The sequence below is a fragment of the Alphaproteobacteria bacterium genome (assembly GCA_040220875.1).
GTDB lineage: Bacteria > Pseudomonadota > Alphaproteobacteria > JAVJVX01 > JAVJVX01 > JAVJVX01.
Genome location: JAVJVX010000003.1, coordinates 115,381 through 136,467, shown reverse-complemented (window position 1 = coordinate 136,467; position 21,087 = coordinate 115,381). Strand labels below are relative to the sequence as shown.

At 61.4% G+C, this 21,087-nt stretch carries 16 protein-coding genes and 1 tRNA gene; 7 read left to right on the top strand and 10 right to left on the bottom strand.

What is annotated here, in order from left to right; genetic code table 11:
• Positions 1 to 369 precede the first annotated feature (369 nt).
• Genes RLQ26_00670 through dcm form a run of 3 tightly spaced genes read right to left on the bottom strand, consistent with a single transcriptional unit; the run spans position 370 to position 3,275 of the window.
• Entirely contained in the window at positions 370 to 1,590 is a 1,221-nt protein-coding gene (locus tag RLQ26_00670) for a type II restriction endonuclease (protein MEQ9087237.1), read from the bottom strand.
• The gene (locus RLQ26_00665) at positions 1,583 to 2,038 is read right to left on the bottom strand and encodes a very short patch repair endonuclease (protein MEQ9087236.1); all 456 of its coding nucleotides are present in this window, start codon (positions 2,036 to 2,038) and stop codon (positions 1,583 to 1,585) included. Before RLQ26_00665 ends, RLQ26_00670 begins: the two co-directional genes overlap by 8 nt.
• Positions 2,031 to 3,275, bottom strand: a complete 1,245-nt coding sequence (gene dcm / locus RLQ26_00660) for a DNA (cytosine-5-)-methyltransferase (GenBank protein MEQ9087235.1) — start codon at positions 3,273 to 3,275, stop codon at positions 2,031 to 2,033. The genes RLQ26_00665 and dcm overlap by 8 nt, the downstream gene beginning before the upstream one ends.
• A gap of 261 nt (positions 3,276 to 3,536) precedes the next feature.
• Here dcm and RLQ26_00655 point away from each other — a divergent pair, with 261 nt between their 5' ends.
• The gene (locus RLQ26_00655) at positions 3,537 to 3,731 is read left to right on the top strand and encodes a type II toxin-antitoxin system HicA family toxin (protein ID MEQ9087234.1); all 195 of its coding nucleotides are present in this window, start codon (positions 3,537 to 3,539) and stop codon (positions 3,729 to 3,731) included.
• A gap of 14 nt (positions 3,732 to 3,745) precedes the next feature.
• Positions 3,746 to 4,153 (top strand): type II toxin-antitoxin system HicB family antitoxin, encoded by a 408-nt coding sequence (locus RLQ26_00650; protein ID MEQ9087233.1) that lies wholly within the window; start codon positions 3,746 to 3,748, stop codon positions 4,151 to 4,153.
• A gap of 456 nt (positions 4,154 to 4,609) precedes the next feature.
• Here the strand turns inward: RLQ26_00650 and RLQ26_00645 are convergent.
• Positions 4,610 to 4,684 (bottom strand) — tRNA-Val (locus RLQ26_00645).
• A gap of 151 nt (positions 4,685 to 4,835) precedes the next feature.
• On the bottom strand, positions 4,836 to 5,213 hold the full coding sequence (locus RLQ26_00640) for a response regulator (protein ID MEQ9087232.1): 378 nt from the start codon (positions 5,211 to 5,213) through the stop codon (positions 4,836 to 4,838).
• Between the two features lie 237 nt (positions 5,214 to 5,450).
• Here RLQ26_00640 and RLQ26_00635 point away from each other — a divergent pair, with 237 nt between their 5' ends.
• From RLQ26_00635 to RLQ26_00625, 3 genes are all read left to right on the top strand, one after another.
• Positions 5,451 to 6,344 (top strand): N-formylglutamate amidohydrolase, encoded by an 894-nt coding sequence (locus tag RLQ26_00635; protein MEQ9087231.1) that lies wholly within the window; start codon positions 5,451 to 5,453, stop codon positions 6,342 to 6,344.
• Between the two features lie 396 nt (positions 6,345 to 6,740).
• A complete protein-coding gene (locus tag RLQ26_00630; protein ID MEQ9087230.1) occupies positions 6,741 to 7,409 on the top strand; it encodes a transglycosylase SLT domain-containing protein in 669 nt (222 codons plus the stop codon).
• An 89-nt stretch (positions 7,410 to 7,498) separates the two neighbouring features.
• Entirely contained in the window at positions 7,499 to 8,818 is a 1,320-nt protein-coding gene (locus RLQ26_00625; protein ID MEQ9087229.1) for a HAMP domain-containing sensor histidine kinase, read from the top strand.
• A gap of 349 nt (positions 8,819 to 9,167) precedes the next feature.
• On the opposite strand, the gene RLQ26_00620 is transcribed toward RLQ26_00625, so the two are convergent.
• A complete protein-coding gene (locus tag RLQ26_00620) occupies positions 9,168 to 12,341 on the bottom strand; it encodes a phosphoenolpyruvate carboxylase (protein ID MEQ9087228.1) in 3,174 nt (1,057 codons plus the stop codon).
• Between the two features lie 118 nt (positions 12,342 to 12,459).
• A complete protein-coding gene (locus RLQ26_00615; protein MEQ9087227.1) occupies positions 12,460 to 13,128 on the bottom strand; it encodes a flavodoxin family protein in 669 nt (222 codons plus the stop codon).
• Between the two features lie 241 nt (positions 13,129 to 13,369).
• Between RLQ26_00615 and RLQ26_00610 the strand changes: the two genes are divergently transcribed.
• Entirely contained in the window at positions 13,370 to 14,758 is a 1,389-nt protein-coding gene (locus RLQ26_00610) for an amidase (GenBank protein MEQ9087226.1), read from the top strand.
• A 25-nt stretch (positions 14,759 to 14,783) separates the two neighbouring features.
• Here the strand turns inward: RLQ26_00610 and RLQ26_00605 are convergent, their stop codons facing one another.
• Complete coding sequence (locus tag RLQ26_00605) at positions 14,784 to 15,404, bottom strand: winged helix DNA-binding protein (protein MEQ9087225.1); 621 nt, start codon at positions 15,402 to 15,404, stop codon at positions 14,784 to 14,786.
• Between the two features lie 154 nt (positions 15,405 to 15,558).
• Between RLQ26_00605 and RLQ26_00600 the strand changes: the two genes are divergently transcribed.
• A complete protein-coding gene (locus RLQ26_00600) occupies positions 15,559 to 18,753 on the top strand; it encodes an ATP-binding protein (GenBank protein ID MEQ9087224.1) in 3,195 nt (1,064 codons plus the stop codon).
• 12 nt (positions 18,754 to 18,765) lie between these two features.
• Here RLQ26_00600 and RLQ26_00595 read toward each other — a convergent pair whose 3' ends face one another.
• Positions 18,766 to 20,253 (bottom strand): sigma-54 dependent transcriptional regulator, encoded by a 1,488-nt coding sequence (locus RLQ26_00595; protein MEQ9087223.1) that lies wholly within the window; start codon positions 20,251 to 20,253, stop codon positions 18,766 to 18,768.
• Between the two features lie 75 nt (positions 20,254 to 20,328).
• Positions 20,329 to 21,081 (bottom strand): TVP38/TMEM64 family protein, encoded by a 753-nt coding sequence (locus RLQ26_00590; protein MEQ9087222.1) that lies wholly within the window; start codon positions 21,079 to 21,081, stop codon positions 20,329 to 20,331.
• Positions 21,082 to 21,087 lie beyond the last annotated feature (6 nt).

The following is a 21,087-nucleotide window of genomic DNA, read 5'->3' as shown; positions in this document are numbered from 1 at the left end:
TCAATGTGGGAGAGAAAGCCAAAAAGACTTTTTATTTCAAACTATTGGGCAGACAATCCCACCTGACTGCCGGAGAATTGCCGCATGATGAGACCTCTCCTGAGAATACTCTGTCTCATTCTTCTGGCCGCGACCCCCGCCCATGCTGCCTACGCCATCACCGGCCCGGCGATGGAGGCGGACTCTGAGGGCGGAGAACAGAATCAGAAAGGATCGCGGCTGTGCCTTAATATTCTGTCTGCCACGAGGTCGGAGCCTAGCCTGGTTTGCTCGGCTGACGTTCAAGTGGCGCACGACCGGAAATGGGGAAATCAAGGGCGGTAGAGAATTACTGCCGCCACTGGCTGTTCTGGATTTCGGAAAGCACGCTCAGGCCGCGGCCTGTCTCTCTGCTACGAGATTGACGAAGTCACGCAGGGGCCATATCCATCCCTGCTGTTCGCTGGAATAACTATCGCGAATATGGCCTGGCACAATTAGCTGAACGCCGGATTCTTTCATCATGGTGGTCTGGGGAACAGAAATACCGGGCTCGAGCGTTACCAGGTGCTTCACGGGAATGCGCTCCGCCTCGGGCAGAATCTGTGGCCACCGGTCCTTGCAGGTGGATTTCGCGGCCAGCATCGTAAGCAAGCTGACGTTGGAAGCCGGATCGGTATATTCCTTCGCGCCGGGGAAAATGAAGTCCGGTTTCTTGCCCTTTTCGGTGATGACCTGGTGATCATACCGGAGCTCGAAGGCATCAAAAACCGCTCTCAGATGATTCTCGAACGATCGCCCCATCCGTGACTTGCGGCGGTTCTGGACACCCAGCGAATACTTGATGAAGGCATCGACATCGACCTTTCCGTCGACTACCCAGCCCTTTCTTATATCCTCACCAACAATCCTGTTTTCGAGCCGCCGGAACATGGCTTCTTCATGATCGAGCCACGCAACGAGCGCACGGTCCGGATCGTCACGTGCATCCATATGGGGCAAAGTCAGTCTGGCAAGGTTCGAGAATTCTATTGTACCCGGAAAGCTGGTACCGAACCGCTCGATAATGGAATCCAGCGTATTGGCATTCGGGTCTTCAAACTCGATCCCGATTTCATCCAGAATGAAGCGCGAGATGAAATCAAGCTCCCCGTCATCCGCACCCGAAAAGTCCTGAACGGTGAACTGCAGCTTTGGCTGGGCGTCCATGCCAAACAGCCAGAGAAGCTGGTTCTGGATAGTGCTGTCTGCCGGCACCACAATGAAGAGGATGCTCTTGTCGGGCCGGATGGCAAGAAACAGGGTATCACCTGCCGACATGGTTTCCGTGACGGGATTTGATGGATAGTAGAACCGGTATTCTGCTGCGCGGGGCTTGCCTGCCCTTGAATCGTAGTGTGTGGCCCGGCCTCGTTCGGTGATAGTTTCCTGCTCGTCGCTGAGCCAGAGATAGGTCACATTAAAGCGACTTTTCCCGGTGCCAAGGAATTTTCTCATGGCCGCAGTGGTGCCGATTTCATGCTGGTTGGAGGATTTCGGCTCGGCATCGACGGCCGAGAGCGTCTTCACACCCACACCTTCGAAATATCCGGAAAGATGTCCTTTATCCATGGCCGCTAATTTCCAGTTCCGGCTTGTTACCCGCCAGCCAGGCGGCACACCGGTCAAGAACCTCATCAGGTGAACGGCGCGTCTTTCCCTTGAGGGCACATTCCCAGATTCGTCCGACCCGCCATCCCTGCTTCCGCAACACTGCAAGGTTTGCAGCATCACGCTTTACATTCCCTGAAATCTTTTCCCTCCAGAACTCCTCGCGCGTCTGCGGCCATTTGAACAGATGGCAGTCATGGCCATGCCAGAAACAGCCGTTGACAAGAATAACCGCACTATGTTTGAGGAACACAAAGTCGGGTTTTCCCGGAAGTTTTCGGGAATGCAGCCGGAACCGGAATCCGCGCCTGTGCAGGCCGCGTCTCAGAACCAGTTCGGGGCGGGTATTGGTGCCCCGGATGCCGGACATCATCCGGCTTCTCACCTCTTTGCTTACAACGTCAGCCACTCTTCCTTCTCAACGGCAATTCAATCTGAGCAGGCACTTCATCCCGCAAGGCCAGTGCCTCGACCAGATTCGGCTTCAGCAGGGTAGCGACAGCGCGCACAACAGGAACGACGACCGCATTCCCGAATTGCCTGTATGCCTGCGTGTCGGATACCGGGATCTTGAACTCCGCTTCACCCGGTGCGTCAAACCCCATGAGCCGCGCACATTCGCGGGGCGTAAGCCGTCTTGGCCTCCTGCGCGTCTGCCGCACAAGGATCTCGGAGCCATCCTTGTAATAGCGGGCAGACAGCGTGCGTGTCACGTCTTCGGGGCTGAACAGGGAATATCCGAACCCGTTGCCGGCGTTGTTGTGCTTCTTCTTGTAATTCTTGAGATAGTTCCAGAGCTTGGGTGTCAGCGTGTATTTTGGATCGACGGACGGCTCCAGGATATCGCCCAGCCTCGGGCGATTGCGGTCCGGAATATCGAGGCCATCAAAGTCGAATGAGCCGGGATATCTGAACCCCACTATGAAGATACGCTCTCGCTTCTGCGGAACCCAGGGGTCCGAGTTGATGACCTTTGTGTGAATGTGATACCCGAGTTCCTTTTCGAGGACATGGCGGATCGTGGCAAAGGTCTTGCCGCCATCGTGCCGTTCCAGGTTTTTGACGTTTTCGAGAACGAAAACAGGCGGCTTGTGATACTCGATGATCCGCGCGAGATCGTAGAAAAGCGTCCCCTGCGTATCACACAGGAAACCATGCGGCCTGCCGAGGGAGTTTTTCTTCGAGACACCGGCTATCGAGAAGGGCTGGCAGGGAAAACCCGCCAGAAGGACATCATGGACAGGGATGCGGTACGGCGCCCTCGCAAATGGCCGGATATCGCCCGCGAATTCGTGCGCTTCGTCATCCGTGAAATTCGCGGCGTAGGTCTGCCGTGCAAACCGGTCCCATTCGGATGTGAACACACAGTGTCCGCCGATTTCCTCGAACGGGATGCGGAGTCCGCCAATTCCGGCAAAGAGATCAATGAACCGGAAGCTTGTCTTCTCGTCAGTGTCGCGGCGGATGCGATCGGATACTGCGCGCTTGAGTGCCTCGATCACCAGCACCGGCGGCACTGAACCTGACGGTCCCTTCGCTTCATAGCGCCTGACAGTACGTGCTGACTTGCCGAGAAGAAGGGCTGCCTCATCGATTGAGAGGCCTGCCTTTTCGCGAAGGGTCGAAAATTCGGTGGTCTGGAGCATCTGTTCCGACTCTCGTTGGCTGGGAGGTTTTTGGACACAGTGTCTAAATTTTTCCCAGCATACCACAAGAAAATCGGAACATAAAAAGAACACATAGCAGATTTTCCCTCATGTCGCGATTATCCGTCGCATGATGCGCTCTCCCCCAGTCAGGGTCGCAAAATACCATAGGCGCCGGGCTCCCTGCTTCCTTGACTGTATAATGTGTATGGTGTGTGGTTTTTCATTGCTGCCTTGCGTGTTCATGTGTATATTGTACACATGAACAGCCGGGAAATCATGAAACTTCTGAAGGCGGACGGATGGTTCGAGGTTGACCAGATCGGAAGCCACAAGCAGTTCAAGCATCCGGCTAAAAAGGGCCGGGTCACGGTCCCACATTCAAAGCGTGATCTCCCGATCGGGACTTTGAAGTCTATCGAGAAACAGGCGGGAATCAGGCTTCGCAAGAGATAGGAGAAGTCAAAGCCATGTCCAGCTATATCGCCCTCATCCGCAAGGAACCGGACTCCGACTACGGAGTCGAGTTTCCGGATTTTCCGGGCTGTGCAACGGCCGGAAAGACCCTCGACGAAGCCTATCGCTTCGCGGCCGAGGCGCTGGCTCTGCATGTAAAGGGAATGCGCGAAGACAACGAAGGTCTGCCGGAGCCGTCATCCGATTCCGATATTCTTGCCTTGGCTGAGTCCAAGGGCGCGATTCTCGCGTGGATACAGGCGCCGCCGCTCGATGATCCGACGGTGCGGATCAACATTACCCTGTCATCCCGGACGTTGGAGAAGATCGACCGCTATATCAGTGACCACGGGATCAGGAATCGGTCCGCCTTCCTGGTCAGCGCGGCCGAAAAGGAGGTCAGTGGCAAGGATGCCGCTTGAGGATGGTGGCGCCGCTACCTATCCCCCAAGCGTTCCCGTCACGGATTTCGTGATATGCCCTTTAGAGGCGCTCAAGGAAGCGATCCTGCAGGCGGTCCTCAATTACACCGCCTTTGATCTCCGCTATTCCCCACTCACTGCGGCTGCCTCATATCCGGTTCAGCAATCAGCGTGTTCGGTGGCTGACCCCGGCCGATGCTGATCACGATCCGCGATCTGGGCGGTTGGAAAGACCTGCGGATGGTCGAGCGATACGCTGGCGTATCGCCAGCCCACCAGGCGAGAGCCGTGGCGCGCGCCAGATGAACATCGCCGGAACAAATTGCCGGGATTTTGTCAGGTTTTTTTCGGCAATTCGTATTCTGTTCACGTCGATTGGCGGCGACTTGCGTCGATTGACGGAAGCAGAAGGGGCCGGGGAAATCGGGAAATGCCTTTGTTTATCAAGGCTTGGAATGGTGGGCGGTACTGGGATTGAACCAGTGACCCCTACGATGTCAACGTAGTGCTCTCCCGCTGAGCTAACCGCCCCCGCAAGGCCGGCCGTGCCGGCCGCTCGCTTGTTCCGGTTTTATAGCGCCAAACGCCGTTTTGGCAAGGCTCCACGCCCCGCCCGGCCGCGCGCTGGCGGCGCGCCGGTCCTCCGGGCCAGGACCGAAGCCGGGACCGAAACCCTTGTCCCTCAGGCCACCGGCTGTCGGCCGCCCGCCAGCACCGTATCCACCTCCGTAGCCAGATCCTTGAGATGAAACGGCTTGGACAGGACGGTGGTCTGGCCACCCAGGGCCGATTTCGCCTTCAGGGTCATGGCCGCGAACCCGGTGATGAACATGACCCGCATGGCCGGACGCATAGGCCGGGCCCGGCGCGCGAGCTCGATCCCGTCCGTGCCCGGCATCACCACATCAGCCAGGAGGAGGTCGAAATCGCGCGTGATCACCCAACGCATCGCCTCCTCACCGTCGCCGACGGCAACGACTTCGTGCCCGGCGCGCTCGAGCGACACCTTGAGAAAATGACGTAATGCGTGATCGTCCTCGGCGAGAAGTATCGTCGCCATTCCACCTGCCCCGTTCGGCCGGGATCCCGTCCCGTCCGGAATCCTACCAGCCCAAGACCTAAAACACCCTTAGCCGGCGGTCAATTTTCCCGGACAAATCCGGCGTGACATGCCCCCGTCCGGGCCGCCGGACGCGACCCTCCAGATAATCGCCGATTTCCCCCGGTTTGCCTAAAAGACCGGCGGGTCGCCAGGTGGCGGCGTGACGACGGGGCCGAATTGTTCTAAAGACAAAAGATGCACGGCAACATCGATATGACCACCCGGGCCGAGCCCCTCATGCTCAGTGCCCCCGAGACCCAGACCCTGCCGCTGGTCTTCGCCTCGCCCCATAGCGGGCGGGATTATCCGGCCGATTTCGTCGCGCAGTCACGCCTCGATATGGACGGGCTTCGCAAATCGGAAGACGGATTCGTCGACAGGATTTTCGACTTCACGCCCGGGATCGGGGCGCCCCTCCTCTGCGCCCTGTTTCCGCGCGCCTTTGTGGACCCGAACCGCGAGGCGTACGAGCTGGATCCGGAGATGTTTTCCGACGTCCTCCCGGCTCACGCGAACACCACCTCGAGCCGGGTCGCGGCCGGATTGGGGACGATCGCACGGGTCGTGTCCTCGGGCGAGGAAATCTATCGCGACAAGCTTACCTTTGCCGAAGCAGAAGCCCGGATCAGGCGCTTTTATCGGCCCTACCACCACGCACTGGAAAAGCTCGTCAAGGCGACGCGGGCGGAATTCGGCCATTGCATCCTTGTGGACTGTCATTCCATGCCATCGGCCGGGCTATCGACCACCGGGCGACAGGACGCCTCACGGCGGGCGGATTTCGTCCTCGGGGACGTTTACGGCAGCGCCTGCGCGCCAGCCATCACCGATCGCCTGGAGGAGACGCTGCGTGAACAGGGCTATCTCGTGGCGCGCAACACGCCCTATTCAGGGGGCTTCACGACCCGTCACTACGGCCAGCCGCACACGGGCGTCCACGCAATTCAGATCGAGATCAGCCGCCACCTCTATATGGACGAAACCACGTTTACCGCGACCCCCTATCTCGATGCCCTGGCGCGGCATCTGAAGACGGCGGCATTGAGGCTGGCACAGGTTCCGGGCGGGCTTCTGACCCCCGGCACCTGAGCCGGCCGCACCCCCGGTCGGCAGAGCGGGCGACGGCCGAAAAAAAGGGGCCGTGCCCGCAGGCACGGCCCAAGTTTAGGGAGGAAACGCCCAAGGAGGGCTGCGACATAGAATGCCACGAGGGATGTGGCTATGTCGCAATGCAGTATATGCAATCTCTGATAACCCGATGCAAGAGCAAAAATAATCCATTGAAAAACAATGGTTTTATTGTGGCATTTTGACGCATCGCTGTCCCGGCCATCCTCGAATTGCTGCGACGCAAAATTTTCTGCCGGTGCCCCGGCCAGGCCGAGCGGCATTAACCATTGGCTTACCCCTGAGGCTTAGGCTGGGGTCCCGAAACGGCGCCAAGTAGGCGAGACCCGTTGCCACGAAGGTAAGCGTGCCAGAACCATGCGAAACGCACTCAGCCCCCAGATTCTTGCGATCATTATCCTGATTCTCCTGGCCGCCGCCGGGCTGCCTCCGAGCGCCAGCGCGGCCGAGCGGGATTTCCTTGTGGTCGAGGGCGGGAAATGCGCGGCCGCGCTCGCGGCGGCAGAGGACGCGATGGACATTCCCAGGCATCTGCTGGTGGCCCTTGCCGTCGCGGAATCGGGACGGTACGAAAAGAAAAGCCACGGCATCCAGGCCTGGCCCTGGACGGTGACGTCGGGCGCGCAAAGCTGGTACCTCGACAGTCGCGAGGCCGCGATCGAAAAGGTCCGCCACCTCCAAGGCCAAGGGGTGCGCAACATCGACGTCGGCTGTGTGCAGATCAATCTGCACTACCACAAGAACGCCTTCGATAACCTTGAGACCGCCTTCGACCCAGGGGCGAACGTGCGTTACGGCGCCACCTTCCTCAAGCGCCTCCATGGCGAAACGCGCTCCTGGGTGCGGGCCGTCAGCCACTACCACTCGCGCACCCGGGAATTCTATATCCCCTATCGCCGCAAGGTGTTCCGGTATTGGAATCTCGTCCGCCGCACCGCGAATTTCGAGCATCGCCTGGCAATGCAGGAGAAGTTCGCCCGGGCTCGGGCCGCGCGCGACGCGGCCGGCGACGAAACGGGTCACTGACCCGGCCGCAGATCCCCAAAGCCGTCTGAATTCAACCATTTATTTATAAACTGGGCGCCTAATGCAATCTGTGATTGCAAGAGGCCAAGATGATACCAACCGCCGCGGGGCCGGATCGCGCGAATATCGCCGGGCAGGGTGACGGAACGGCAGCAGACAAGCCGGGGCTGATCACGACTCATTTGCCCCGGGCGATGGCGGACCGGCTCCGGGACCGGCTCGCCGCTGCCGGGCTCGCGGACGATGGTGCTGGCCCGAGCGGCGAGACGGGCGGCGAGACGGGCGGCGAGACGGGGGGCGCAGTCTGGCTGGTGCCCCTTGGTGACGTGCAGCCGGAGGCGGCCCTTCCCGGGGACGCAGCCGTCCTGTTCATAAGGCAAGATACCTCTCCGGCAGACCTTGCGCGCGTGGTGGCGCGTCTCGAGGGGATGTCCCAAACCTGGGAGGTCATTGCCGCCGACGCATCGGCCGAGGAATTTGCCCTGCGCGCCCGTCACCTCATGTGGGAAACTCGCCGGCGGCGGAAAGAGTCCGCCCGGCTCGCGGAACTGAAGCACCTTCTGGCCGAACGCCGGGCGGAGCGCGACGAAACCGTGAACGTCTTGCGCCAGGCGGCGCATAAACTCGAAAACGGGCTGCGCGCCAGTGAAGCGCTGGTCGAGGCGAAAACCCGCCAGATGGCAGAGCTCGGCCACGAGATGCGCACGCCACTCAACGCCATTCTCGGCTTCAGCAGCATTATGCGCGATGATCCCCGCGCCCCCATCGAGCCGCCGGAGTACCGGGACTATATCGCCCATATCGCCGATGCCGGCCAGCACCTCCTCGCGCTCGTCAACAACAGTCTGGATCTGGCCAAGGCCGAGTCGGGAGAAGATAGGCTCAGACTTTCCGACGTGGACCTCCGCCAGGCGGTTCGGGCCTGTGTGACCTCTCTCGGCCCCATGGCGGTGGAATGCGGCGTAAATCTGCAAATGACACTGCCGGCGGATTTTCCGGTGTTTCACACCGATGCCATGAAATTTCGCCAGATCCTCACCAATGTGATTTCGAATGCCATCAAATTCACCCCGGAAGGCGGCAGCGTTCGGGTATCCGGGCGCCACTCTCCGGACAAGGGGGCCTTCATTTTCGTCGTTTCCGACACCGGCGTCGGCATGACACCACGCCAGATGGAAGCGGCCTTCAAACCCTATGTCCAGGTGGAGAACGCTCTCCAGAACCGGAAAAAGGGCACCGGGCTGGGGCTTCCGCTGACCCGGAAACTGGTCGAGGCCCTGGGCGGCAAGATGCATATCGAGAGCAAGCCCCGGATCGGCACCACCGTCACCCTGTCCTTCCCGGAGACCGTCCTGGCCCGGCAGCAACCGCCGCCGCCGCCGCAGGATGGCCAGGATCCGGGCCCCTGATCCGGCCAGCCCTGCCGGCCCCCCGCCCGGGAAAAACAATTGTTACTCTTTTTACGCGTATGAAAAGCGTCCTAAAAGTCCATGAAACGGACATTCTTCCTATATTTGAAATATTTTATTTACCTTTTATTAAAACCTTTGGTTGTATCCATGAGATCGAGAGTTGGGCGACCGGGATTGCTGACACGCGGATCGAACTTCTCTCAGCCACCATACCTAAGACGCCGGGGTCCTTGCTAGTTCGCCCAACTTGCCCCAAGCCCGGTGTTTTTCCCGAGAATGGCGGCTCCAAATCGGCACCGGCTGTTGCCCACAGCCGGTGCCTTTTTGTGTGCGCCGGCCGGGATCGTCAGCCGGTGGCGCCGATAAGGCTGATGATGCCGGTGCTGATGCGCCGCACCAGGGCGTAATGCTTGGCCATCGGGACGAAAATCTGGCCATGCTGCGTCTCGTAACCCCGTGTGGTCGTACTGCGATAGGTTGCCGGCTCGCCGAAATCCTCGAGCAGCGAGAGGTTCTGGTCCGGCGGAAAAATTTTCTCCAGCAGATTCATGGCCCGCTCGATATCGAGATGGGCAATCATCCGGATCAGGCTTTTCGGCGTGGTGCCATGCTGGACGCTGAACTCGGGAATACGAGTGGCGATCACATAAATCTGGCGGATCAGGGCCACCCGCAAGGCATGCAGGATCACAAGACGGTCGCGCAGGTCCGGATCTTCCTCTGGAAACAGGCTTGAGGCCCGTTCCGCCGGGGCGGCGACCTGGCCGTCACCATCGTCCATGGCGCGAGCCATGAACCGGTCAAACTCGATCACATCCCGATGCAAATTGCGGAACACGGCATTGAGCGGGACATGAACATCCAGCTCTTCCAAATTCTCCGCAACCGTCATGACTTCGGAAAATCGCTCCGAATCGCCGATCGAGACACTGCGCGCAAGCCACAACTCGGGATCGGTGAGATTAATGTAGGACTTGAGCGCGTCGATATCCGAGAAGACCAGGCCCCACCGCGCCATGCTCAGGATCAGGCGGAACCGGGGGGAGGCCTGATACAGGCTGCGGAAACCGTCCGGATCCTTGGCAATGGCCCGGCCGACCCCTCCGACGCTGTTTGCGAGAAACCCCATCTGCTGGAGGATCGAATTGTGGGAGATGGCGCGAAGCTGCATCGGATGGGTCACTTCCCGGCCCGGCGCCAGCGGATCGTCACTCTGGCGGGTCAGGGAGCGCGATCCCGCCGGATAGAGAAGGTTGGTCCCGAACATGCCCAGGAGCGCAGCAAAATTCGGGTCCTGCATGAGACCGCGGTTGAACTGGTTGATCGTGGCGAAGAACTCGACCACATAATCCCACTCTTCATAGAACGGGTCCGGTGGCTCTGCCGGAACCGGCCGCGGCAACGCGCGTTCGAGGATCCGGCAAATCGACGCATAGGCCAGATCCGGGGTGATGAAGTGGACGTAACCGTCACCCCCCTGAAACGAGATTTCCTGTTTGAGCGCAATGCCGGCCCCGTCGGCCCGCCACCGGCTCTCCGGCGTCATGATGTAGTCGAGCCGCGCGCCGAAATCACCCGGATGCCCGCCCCGGCCCACGGCCTCGCCATGGGTGTCGAACACCACGAGTTGGACATCCTTGAGACCCTCCTCGGCCAGAAGCTCGGTCAGTCCCAGTTTCAGCCGTTCCATGCCGGCCGCGGCCGTGGTTTGGCCGAGGAGACGGCCGGCATCCGAGAACCCGGTCTGGATGCAGAGCCGGCCGCGCCGCTTGACGTAGGCGCGGTAATGTTCGTTGGCCAAGAGGTCGCGCATGATCCGCACGCCCCTCTCCAGGCCCTTCTCGGTCTCGAACAGGGGTGAAATATCAATCCGGTCCTCGATATCGAAGAGCTTGGCGAAATAGAGCGCAATGAGCACCGTGAGCGTGGTGTCCGATTCGGCGATGAGGAAACGCACCGGCGTTGTCGAATCGACATATTTGATCAGTTGCGTGACCACCATGAAAAGCCGGCGGGCCGAGGCGCGTTCGGCAATGATGGTGCCGAAATTGATGGTCACTGGCTGGACCTTGTCCAGCAGGTCGTTGATGGCGGCGAGATAGCTGCGTCGGAAGGCCGGGTCATCCGGCGCGGCTGTCAGGCCGATTTCGGAATTGATCGCATTGTGAAGCTGGGTTGCGTTGAGGCGCACGTGGGTATGGGCCATGGCGAGGCCGTAATTGGCCAGCTCGGCACGCAGGATACACAACCGACCGATCAGATCGTCATCTTGCGCCGCCAGAATGCCTTTCGAGATCAGTTCCACAAGATGGCCCGATTCCACCAGGCGCAGCGAGAGGCCTTCGCGCATCTGCTTGGCGATCCGCTGTATCTGGGCGTAATCGGCCGCCGCCTCGGCGGCGCCGAAAACATTCATCTCGTCCTTGATTTCCTTGATGGCGAGCGCCAGGCGCGATTCGACAAGTTCCAGCGTCTGCACCAGCTCGGCCGAATCGGAGCGATCTCCCGCGGGCCGCTCCCTGGCCTGCTGATGAATGTCGCGCACATAGTCGAGATAGGTTTCGAGCTGCCGAAGCTGGACACGCAGCCGGGTATGGAGCGTCGCAGTCCAGGTGATATCGGAGCGGCCGTCCAGATCGTAGCCGACCCAGCTGGCCACGGTCAGGAGGCGCGGACACAGATCCTGCCAGCGGTTGGGATAGAGATCCCGGGCTACGGCAAAAACATGCTCGTAGACCCGCCGCAGGCCGTTCTGGATGTTGCAGATCGCTTCGAGCGAGAGATCCTGCTCGGTCTTGAGGTCAATCGGCTGGTCAGAGCGGTGCTCCAGCGCGGCCACTTCCTGAAACAGGGCATCGAGCTCGCCCTCGTCCAGCTTGTGGCCGGTGGAATCCTCGCCCGCGATGACCGCACCCAAGGCACGGATCAGACGCGAGGACAGGCTGAACGTGGGGTGGGCCGTTATGACGATCCCGAACAGCTCGGACTCGACCCGCGACTGGAAGGCCTCGAACGGGACCGGTGTGCCGTCGGGATCCGGTCCCAGCGCAACCGCGCGGACCAGATCCACGATGCGGGCATCGTTTGCCGCCCGGTCCATTTCCCCGACATATCTTCGATGTCGGGCGGCCCGGCACACGAAAGCTTCCGCAACCAGCCGCTGGATCAGGGTCTCGACCACGCCGATGGAAATCTCGCCGCTTTCGAGAAGACGGATGATCTCCACCGCAAGAAACCGGGTCGGATTCTTGAGCACATTGCGGTCCGTGCTTGCCCGATATTCCTTGAGGTAACTGCGCAGCCGGTTGAGAACGTCGAGATCGGACACCCGGCCGTCATCCTCGAAGCATCGGGCTGCTTCCGGTGACCTGGGCAGTGCGCCGGCCGCCGCCTGGAAGCGCGCCAGCAGCCGCTCCCTGGCCTGGATGCTATCTTCCGATCCATTTTCCGACTGATTTTCGGGGTCGTTTCCCGAGTACGAGATTTTGGACATGTCAGACATGATTACACGTTGTTTCATCGGTTCGCTGCATGGGCGTGTCGCGACCAGGCCAGGTCACGAATGTCCGCCTGGCAATCGTGGCTTCAGGCGTGCAGCCTTGACCGCACGATCGGCCGCGCGGAAACGGTGCCGGCCGTCAGGTCGTCGCTGGCGCGTCGAGCAAGCCCGTGCGGCCGAATTTCGGTCCCGCCAGGCCGGACTGGCCCGCAAGCTGCCGCCCCCAGACGAGGTCGCGTGTCACCGCGGCAATATGCTCACCGTGAATTTCGGCCGTTCGCCGGTCGCTTTCCGGCGGTACCACGGAAGTGTCCTCGTCGATATTGGCTTGCGCCATGACGCCAAGATATCCCGCCATCCGGTTGAGATCCTCCTCGCTGCCGGCAGTGGAATAATTGCCTCCCAGAAGCGGCTGGTTCACCCAGATCATGCCCATTTGCCCGGCAAAAATCACAAGCTGCATCAGGCAGTTCAGCTTGTCGCCGCTGCGTCCGGCCGAGACTGTGAACCCGGCGGCGATTTTCCCCGTCCACATCCGGTCAAGCCAGATGGGCCCGTTCAGCTTTTCGATGAAGGCCTTGAACTCGGCCGCGACAGATCCGATGAACGTCGGCGTCCCGAACACGATGGCATCAGACTCATGCAGGACGTCCCAGTTCTTGTCGGCTTCGTAGATGTCCATGGCGCTCACTTCCGTGCCCGATACCCGGCCCGCGCCCCGCGCGATGCAATCGGCGAGAACACGGGTATGTCCCTTGTCACTGTAGTAGACGATGGCGACGCGAGTTTGCGGGAAATCGGTGCTCATGGAGTTCTTTCCTTTCGGGGCCGGGCCGCACCACCCTGTTTGGATGATCTCGCCGACCGTAAGCTTTGAGGCATTCTACGTATTGGCCCACAGCCGTCCACCTCCCTTAGTGGAAAAGCCGTGAATTGCAAAATTTAACTGCGAAAAGAAATGGAAAATCCGCTAGTTTGCCCCGGATTCCCCCGGCAACGAACTCACGGGCCGGGGACCCGGCGCGATCGATCCCTCCAGAGAGACAAGCATGCCAGCCCCAGGTAACGACGCGGATTTCCCGATCCTGACACCGATCACACAGCTTCAGGCACGCCTTGCGAGTGGCAAGGCGCGGGCCGAGGGTGTGCTGGAAAATTCCCTCGCGAGGATAGGCGACCGCACGGGCGAAGGGGCGCGGACCATGACCCTTGTCCTTGAGGCGCGCGCCAGGGCAGAGGCGCGGGCGAGCGACGCGCTGCGGCGGGCTGGCGGCGCCCTGCCGCCGCTGTCGGGCTTGCCGATCACGGTCAAGGACCTGTTCGACATCGCGGGCGAGGTGACGCGGGCTGGCTCACGAGTGCTCGGCGATGCGCCACCGGCGCAATGGGACGCCCCCGTGGTCGCGCGGCTGCGCCAGGCGGGGGCGGTCATCCTGGGCAAGACGAACATGGTGGAATTTGCCTTTGGCGGTGTCGGCACCAATCCCCATTACGGCACGCCGAAAAGCGTTTTCGACCGCGGAACCGGCCGGGTCCCCGGCGGTTCGTCCTCGGGCGCGGCGATTTCCGTCGCCGACGGCATGTGTGTGGCTGCGATCGGCACGGATACGGGCGGGTCCTGCAGGATTCCGGCCGCCTTGAATGGGCTGTGCGGATTCAAGCCGACCTCGGGACGCATACCGCTGGCCGGCGCCTTTCCCCTCTCACCGAGTCAGGACACGGTAGGTCCCCTGGCCCCCAGCGTCGCCTGCTGCGCCCTGATTGATGCAGTGCTGTCAGGCGGCGACCCGCGGGTACCCGAAGCGCTGCCGCTGAAGGACCTGCGTTTTGCCGTGCCCGAGACGCTCGTCTTCGACGATATTGAACCTGTTGTCAGCGATGCATTCGGACGGGCGCTCACGCGTCTGTCAAATGCTGGTGCGAAGATCACGACGATCAGGCTCGGCGCGCTCGCCGAACTGTCCGACCCGTTGCGGCGCCACGGTATCGCGGCGGCCGAATCCTTCGCCATTCACCGCCCGTATCTCGAAACCCGCCAGGACATGTATGACCCGGAAGTCCTCAGCCGCATCAATCGCGGCCAGTCGCTGCTGGCGGCCGATTATATCGATCTGCTCGCCTGGCGCGGCAGGTTGAGCGGCGCAATTCTGGATCAGCTTGCCGGCTTCGACGGGGTGCTTCTCCCGACGGTTCCAATCGTGGCACCAGCCATCGCGGATATGGCCGATTCGGAGGCTTACAGGCGCGCCAATCTGGCGCTCCTGCGCAATACTACCGTCGGTAATTTCCTCGATGTGCCGGCCCTCAGCGTTCCCTGCCACGAGCCCGACGAAGCGCCGGTAGGGTTGATGCTGTTTGGCCAGCCCGGCACCGATAGCCGCGTCTTCGCGATCGGGCAGTCGCTGGAAGCCTGCCTCTCTCCAAGCGCCCGCGCCTAGGCGCCGGTGGCGCGGGTGGCGCGGGTCATTTGGACGGGCCGCTGGCCTTGCTCCCTCCCGGCCTGGCCGGCGCGGCCCCGTGGCGCGAGTTGGCGTTGGGCCTGTCCTGCTGGTAGGTCGCGGCCACGCGTCCGGCCGCGTCATAAAGGCCGGTCATGATCTGCAGGAAATCCGCCGCGCCTTGCATTCGCTCCTCGGCGGATTCGATCGCATCCGTCAGCGGGACCAGAACCTCGCGCCGGATCTCGGCATAGGCATCCGTTACCCGCACGCCGAGCTCGGTCGCCGAATAGAGGAATGTTTTGCGTGCGGGATCGCGCGTTTTAGCGATCAGCCCGGCCTTTGACAGCTTGCGCAAGCCGTACTGGATGTTGGGCGTATCATCACGATTCAGCAGTCGGGCGATGGTCGTCAGACTCTTCGGCCGGTCCTGCATACGCACGATGTGCAGGATCGTCGCTTCGGCATAGGTGATATCGACTCCGCCCCCCGAGGCCAGCCCCTGCGAGGTCCACCGCCCAAAGGCCTCCAGCATGCGCATACCGGCATATTCCAGCTCGGTCAGGGCCATTTCTCGCGGAGATTGGGAGAGGTGCCAGAACCTGTTCAGGATCGGCTCCTCGATGGATTTTCCCGCTTTAACCATGGTTTACCCGCTCCGTTCTCGCGCCACTTCGAAAATATTTACCATTTAGCGTCATAAATCATAGACTTAAAAAAGGATTTCCGACCGCCGCGCGTTTCCTGCCCGGCTCTGGCCGAGATCCGGACAGCCGAGCAACCTTCCGAGCGGCGATAATATGGGCGAAAAAAGCATACCAAGCCCAAACCACGAAGTCTTCGCGCGCGGAGCGGAAGCCTATCCGGATCCACGCGCGGAACAGGTAAAACTATGCTTCCGTAACCTGCCGATCGGAAGCCTCGCAAACATTCTGAACGTGTTTCTGGTCGTCGGCGTTCTCTGGGCCGAAGCACCTTCGGGCCTGTTGCTGGGATGGGCCGGCCTTCTCGTCTTCCTGTCGCTCATGCGGCTGTGGAGCTGGAACAGGTTCTGGCATGAGGCAACCAGCGACGCGGCGATCCTTGGCTGGTCGGGCCGTCTCATAACCGGCAATCTGATTGCCGGCCTCCTCTGGGGCCTAGGCGCAGCGGCGCTCTTTATCCCCGGCGCCATCATCTATCAGGTCTTTCTGACCTTGGCCGTGTGCGGGATGGGCATCGGTGCCCTCGCCGCGTTCGGCCACTATCCCCCCGCCTTTTACGCCTTTTTCGGGCCATCGGTATCGATCCTGGTGGCGCGCTTTCTGGTCGACGGGGCCGAGTCCTCATTCGCCGTCGCCGCGATGATCGTGATTTACGCCGTCGCCTTCATCGCCCTCGGGCGTAACATGCGTCAGGCTGTAATGCGCGGCCTGGCGCTGCAACAGGAACGCGATACGCTCCTGGATAACTGGCTCACCGCACAAACGACCCTGATTGCCGCCCTCCAAAACGTGTCTGAAGGGTTTGCCCTGTTTGACGCGGATGATCGGCTGGTGCATTGCAACCAGCGTTTTCGCGAGAACTACGCGAAGGTGCTGGAACTTACCGAGCCCGGCACCCGTTTTGCGGAAATCTACGAAGAAGCGATCCTTAGGGGCCAGTTTGCCAGGCCGGGCCCCGAACGTCGCGATCCGGCCTCCCGCCTCAGCCGCCGGCTGGAACAGCACCACAAGCCCTCGGGTCCATTCGAGGAGCATCTCGCCGACGGCCGCTGGCTCCTTGTCACGGAGCAGACTCTCCTCGATGGCGGGACCGTCATGGTGCAGGCCGATATCACCGACTTGAAGCGGCGCGAGGACGATCTCAAGGTATCAGAAGCGCGCAAATCCGCGATGTTCAATTCGGCGCTCGACGCTATTCTGACGCTGGACGAAGACGGGCTGATCGTGGAGTTCAGTCCGTCGGCGGAAGTCATGTTCGGCTACAAAGCGTCCGAAATCATCGGCAAGTCGGCGGTCGGCACATTGATGGTCGAACGCGATCGCCCCCGGTTTTTCCGCCTCTATGACCGTGCGATGCGTGAAGCCGGACCCGACTGGGGCGGCGCGCGGCTCGAGACAGCGGGAATCAGGCGCGACGGTCGCGAGTTTCCGGTCGATTTCGCCCTGACCGGGGTCGCGACGGACGACCATCGGCTGTTCACCGCTTTTATCCGCGACATCACAGGTCAGAAGCTTGCCGAAGCCGATCTCAAAGCCGCCAAGGAACAGGCGGAACATGCCAATCAGGCGAAATCCGATTTTCTCGCCATGATGAGCCATGAGATCCGGACACCGATGAATGGCGTTCTGGGGATGCTCAATCTTCTGACCGATACGGCACTGGATCAGAAGCAGGAGCGCTACGTCCTGACCGCGAAGGAATCGGCCGAGGCGCTGCTTACGATTCTGAATGATGTACTTGACCTTTCCAAGATCGAGGCCCGCAAGCTTTCCCTTCACAAGCGGCCCTTCGCATTGCGCCCCATGCTTCAAAGTGTCATCGACCTGCTGGCCCCGATGACAGACGTCAAGGAAATCGGATTTGGCGCGTATGTCGACGACGACGTACCAAACATGGTTTACGGCGATAACATGCGTTTGCGTCAGGTGTTGCTCAATCTGGTCGGGAACGCCGTCAAGTTCACCTCGGCGGGCGAGGTGCGTCTGAACGTCAGCATGATTTCGGCTGCCCAGAAAGTCGTTCGCTTCGAGGTCACCGACACGGGACCCGGCATCGGGGATGAGGTCCGCCAGCGTCTGTTCGGTGATTTCATTCAGGCCGACACCTCCCTGTCGCGCCGCCACGGCGGCACAGGGCTCGGGCTTGCGATCTCCAAGCGACTGACGGAACTCATGGGCGGGCACATCGGTGTCGAGAGCAAGGTCGGCCAGGGCAGCACCTTCTGGTTCGAGATACCGCTCGCGCCGGACGCCGCCGGCGCCAGAAGAAACCGCGAGGAAATGAACGCTCGCGGACGGATCGCCTCGCTGCTTGATGCGAGCGACGAAGTCCTCGCCCCCGACAAAGCCCCGACCGTGCACGGCGTATCCGAAGCGCATCCCCTGATGGATCCCGCCCGGCTTGGAGTGCCAGCACGGGATAAAGGCGGGCAAGCGGAGGCAACAGCCGGCCAGGGCGGGCGCATCCTTCTGGCCGAAGACAGCGCGACGAACCGGCTGGTGGCGACGACCATCCTGGAATCGGCCGGATATGAGATCGTCGAGGCGGCGAATGGCCGCGAAGCGCTGGAAATGGTGCAGACAGAAGATATCGATCTGGTCCTGATGGATATTTCCATGCCGGAAATGGATGGGATCGAGGCGACCGAAAAGATTCGTGCACTGGGCGGTCGATTCCAGACCCTGCCGATCATCGCCCTGACGGCGATCGCGCTCGACGGCGAACAAGACCGTCTTTTGCGCCACGGCATGAACGGCTACCTCAGCAAACCCGTGCCCAGACCCACTCTTATCGCCGAGGTGACCCACTGGATCTCCCAGGGCCGGAGGACGCCAGGGCGAAGCCCGGGCGGGGAGGAGATTCCGTCCGCGCGTACGCCGGAACCTCGACCGAAACCCCCGGGGCCCGGTGACCGCCCGGTGCTCGACGAGGATGTGCTGGCCCTGCTGCGCGAAGAAGTCACGGCCGAGGTGCTGCCCCGTCTGCTCACGGCCTATCTGACAGAGGCCGAAAATCGTGTCAGCCGCCTTAAAGCACTGGGTACGGCGGGTGACTGGGCCACAGCCGGGGGCGAGGCACATGCCCTCAAGGGCAGTTCGCGTACTTTCGGCCTCGTCCAACTTGCCGACCTGGCCGCCCGAATGGAAGACGCCGCGCACGGGGGCGATGCGGAAGGCGCGCGCCAGGCGCTGGCGGGAATACGGGAACACGCGCCGGCCGCGCTGGCGCGGCTTTCCGCCTGGATGCAGAGCGAGGCGGCGGTGGAAGTACCCCAGACCACGACCGGATAATGGCCTGAGGTATCACTCAGTAAGCCGGTCAGCGCCCTTCTGGTCGGCCTTTTCCCAACTCCGGATTTTCCGGTAGATCGTCGAGGCGCTGATCCCCAACTCCGTCGCTGTCCGCGGCACATTCCCGTCGAACAGTCGCAGCGCCTCTTCGATGGTCTCCCGCTCCACCTCCGCCAGCGGCCTGAGCACACCCCGCGCCGGCAAGCGGGCGTCCGACACCCGGCCGCCCCCGGCGGGCAGGTTGCCGCCGCCCGGCCTTTTACCGTCCGACGCCGCGCCATCGAGCCCGGCACCCGTTGCCACGGACCCGGCGTGAGACAGCATATTCAGCGGCGGTGGCAGGTATTCGGGCGTCACCAGCCCGCCCGCATTCATGACGACAATGTTACGGATAACGTTCTGAAGCTCACGCACATTGCCGGGCCAGGAGTAGGCCCGCAGGATCGCTTCCGCCTGCGGATCAAACCCGTCGAAGCTGCGCCCCTCCTCGGCCGCGAAGCTCTCGAGGAAGAACCGGGCCAGATCGAGCACATCCGTCTCACGCTCGCGCAACGGCGGAAGCGGTATCGGGATGACGTGCAGCCGGTAATAAAGATCCTCGCGGAATCGGCCGGTTTCAACCTCGACCAGCGGATCCCGGTTGGTCGCGCAAAGGAAGCGGACATCAACCTTCTGCATTGCGTCACCGCCCACACGCGAGAACGTCCCGGTCTGGATAAAGCGCAGAAGCTTCGTCTGGAGGTTGATATCCAGTTCGCAGATTTCATCGAGGAAGAACGTCCCCCCGTCCGCCTGCTGGGCAGCGCCGTCGCGGTCGCTGATGGCGCTGGTGAAGGCGCCCTTCACGTGACCGAAAATCTCAGACTCCATCAGGTCCTTGGGTATCGCCGCGCAGTTCAGCGCGACGAAGGGCCCTTCCCGCCGGGAACTTCTCTGGTGAATGGCCTCGGCGCAGAGCTCCTTGCCGGTGCCACTCTCGCCGGTGATGAAAACCGTGGCCCGGCTGGGCGCAGCCGCATCGATCATCCGGTATACCGCCTGCATGGCGAGCGAACTGCCAATAAATCCCGCAAATTCGTGGCGCGCGAAGGTCTCCTGGAAGACCTCGACAATTTTCAACAGGCGCGATTTTTCAAGGGCGTTCCGGAGCGTCACCCGCAGACGGTCGGCCGTAAACGGCTTCATCAGAAAATCGGCCGCGCCAAGACGCATGGCTTCGACGGCCACGTTTACAGAGCCGTGCGCCGTTATGACGATAATGATTGCCGGACTGCGTGCCTTCTGCAGGGCTTCGAGGATCTCGATCCCGTCCATGTCGGGCAGCTTGAGGTCGAGGAGCACCACCGCCGGGTTGAGTGAACCGATCTGAACCAGCGCTTGCTGCCCCGTTGCCGCGTGCACCAGTTCAATGGCCTCGTCGCGCAGATACTCCTCGTAGGTCGCCGCCAGGGATGGCGAGTCCTCGACCATGAGGACGGCAGGATGTGTTGTATCACCCATCATCGGTTTTCTGAAACAGGGCCCCCAAGGCATTAGGATAGCGTCCCCGACCCAAGGAACAAGTACCCATTGAGATCATTCGCCGGTCGCCCGGCTTGACCGGAATTTACGGTATGCCACAGGCATCAGGGAGAGAACCGCCAGCCCGACCAGGGCTGTAACAATTTGCGGCGTCAGGATGCCCGTCAGGCTGAACGCCTGGTTGGAATCGAGTATGCTGCCAAGCCCGACCCCGACATAGGTATAGACGAGCGAGCCCGGTATTATCCCAAAGAAAGTGGCAATCACGTACGTTCTGAGTGGCACACCGAGAAAAGCCGGGACGATGTTAACCACGAAAAAGGGGAAAATGGGTATCAGTCGCAGGACCAGGAGATAGTTAAGCGCGTTCTCGTTGAAGCCCTTTTCCATTCTCCGCAAGGGGCCGCGGGCACGGGCGCGCAGATAATCCCCCAGCGTCGAGCGCGCAATCAGGAAGACGATCGTCGCCCCGATCGTCGCCCCGACAACGGCGAAGCCGGCCCCCAGGACGGGCCCGAACAGGAAACCGCCGGTCACGGTCAGGAGCGCGCCACCCGGCACGGACAAGGCTGTGGAGGCGGCATACACGAGCATGAAGAGAAGGGCGGCCGCGGCCATGTGACTCGCCACAAACCCCGTGAGAAAGGCCCGGTTCTCTTTCAAAGTCTGAAAGCTGAGATAACGGTCGAGGTCGAAATAAAACACTGCCGCGATGGCGAGGGCGAAAAGGCCGAGCACGAAAATTTGCTTCATCCCGAACCGGGGAGCCCGGGCGCCCTCTTCTGGCGGCAGATTTTCCGTTTCCATTTCTTG

Bases quoted from the DNA above. Each gene is read 5' to 3' on its own strand.
- RLQ26_00670 (MEQ9087237.1), bottom strand. From the start codon at position 1,590: ATGGATAAAGGACATCTTTCCGGATATTTCGAAGGTGTGGGTGTGAAG.
- dcm (MEQ9087235.1), bottom strand. From the start codon at position 3,275: ATGCTCCAGACCACCGAATTTTCGACCCTTCGCGAAAAGGCAGGCCTC.
- RLQ26_00655 (MEQ9087234.1), top strand. From the start codon at position 3,537: ATGAACAGCCGGGAAATCATGAAACTTCTGAAGGCGGACGGATGGTTC.
- RLQ26_00650 (MEQ9087233.1), top strand. From the start codon at position 3,746: ATGTCCAGCTATATCGCCCTCATCCGCAAGGAACCGGACTCCGACTAC.
- RLQ26_00640 (MEQ9087232.1), bottom strand. From the start codon at position 5,213: ATGGCGACGATACTTCTCGCCGAGGACGATCACGCATTACGTCATTTT.
- RLQ26_00635 (MEQ9087231.1), top strand. From the start codon at position 5,451: ATGCACGGCAACATCGATATGACCACCCGGGCCGAGCCCCTCATGCTC.
- RLQ26_00630 (MEQ9087230.1), top strand. From the start codon at position 6,741: ATGCGAAACGCACTCAGCCCCCAGATTCTTGCGATCATTATCCTGATT.
- RLQ26_00625 (MEQ9087229.1), top strand. From the start codon at position 7,499: ATGATACCAACCGCCGCGGGGCCGGATCGCGCGAATATCGCCGGGCAG.
- RLQ26_00620 (MEQ9087228.1), bottom strand. From the start codon at position 12,341: ATGAAACAACGTGTAATCATGTCTGACATGTCCAAAATCTCGTACTCG.
- RLQ26_00615 (MEQ9087227.1), bottom strand. From the start codon at position 13,128: ATGAGCACCGATTTCCCGCAAACTCGCGTCGCCATCGTCTACTACAGT.
- RLQ26_00610 (MEQ9087226.1), top strand. From the start codon at position 13,370: ATGCCAGCCCCAGGTAACGACGCGGATTTCCCGATCCTGACACCGATC.
- RLQ26_00605 (MEQ9087225.1), bottom strand. From the start codon at position 15,404: ATGGTTAAAGCGGGAAAATCCATCGAGGAGCCGATCCTGAACAGGTTC.
- RLQ26_00600 (MEQ9087224.1), top strand. From the start codon at position 15,559: ATGGGCGAAAAAAGCATACCAAGCCCAAACCACGAAGTCTTCGCGCGC.
- RLQ26_00595 (MEQ9087223.1), bottom strand. From the start codon at position 20,253: ATGGGTGATACAACACATCCTGCCGTCCTCATGGTCGAGGACTCGCCA.
- RLQ26_00590 (MEQ9087222.1), bottom strand. From the start codon at position 21,081: ATGGAAACGGAAAATCTGCCGCCAGAAGAGGGCGCCCGGGCTCCCCGG.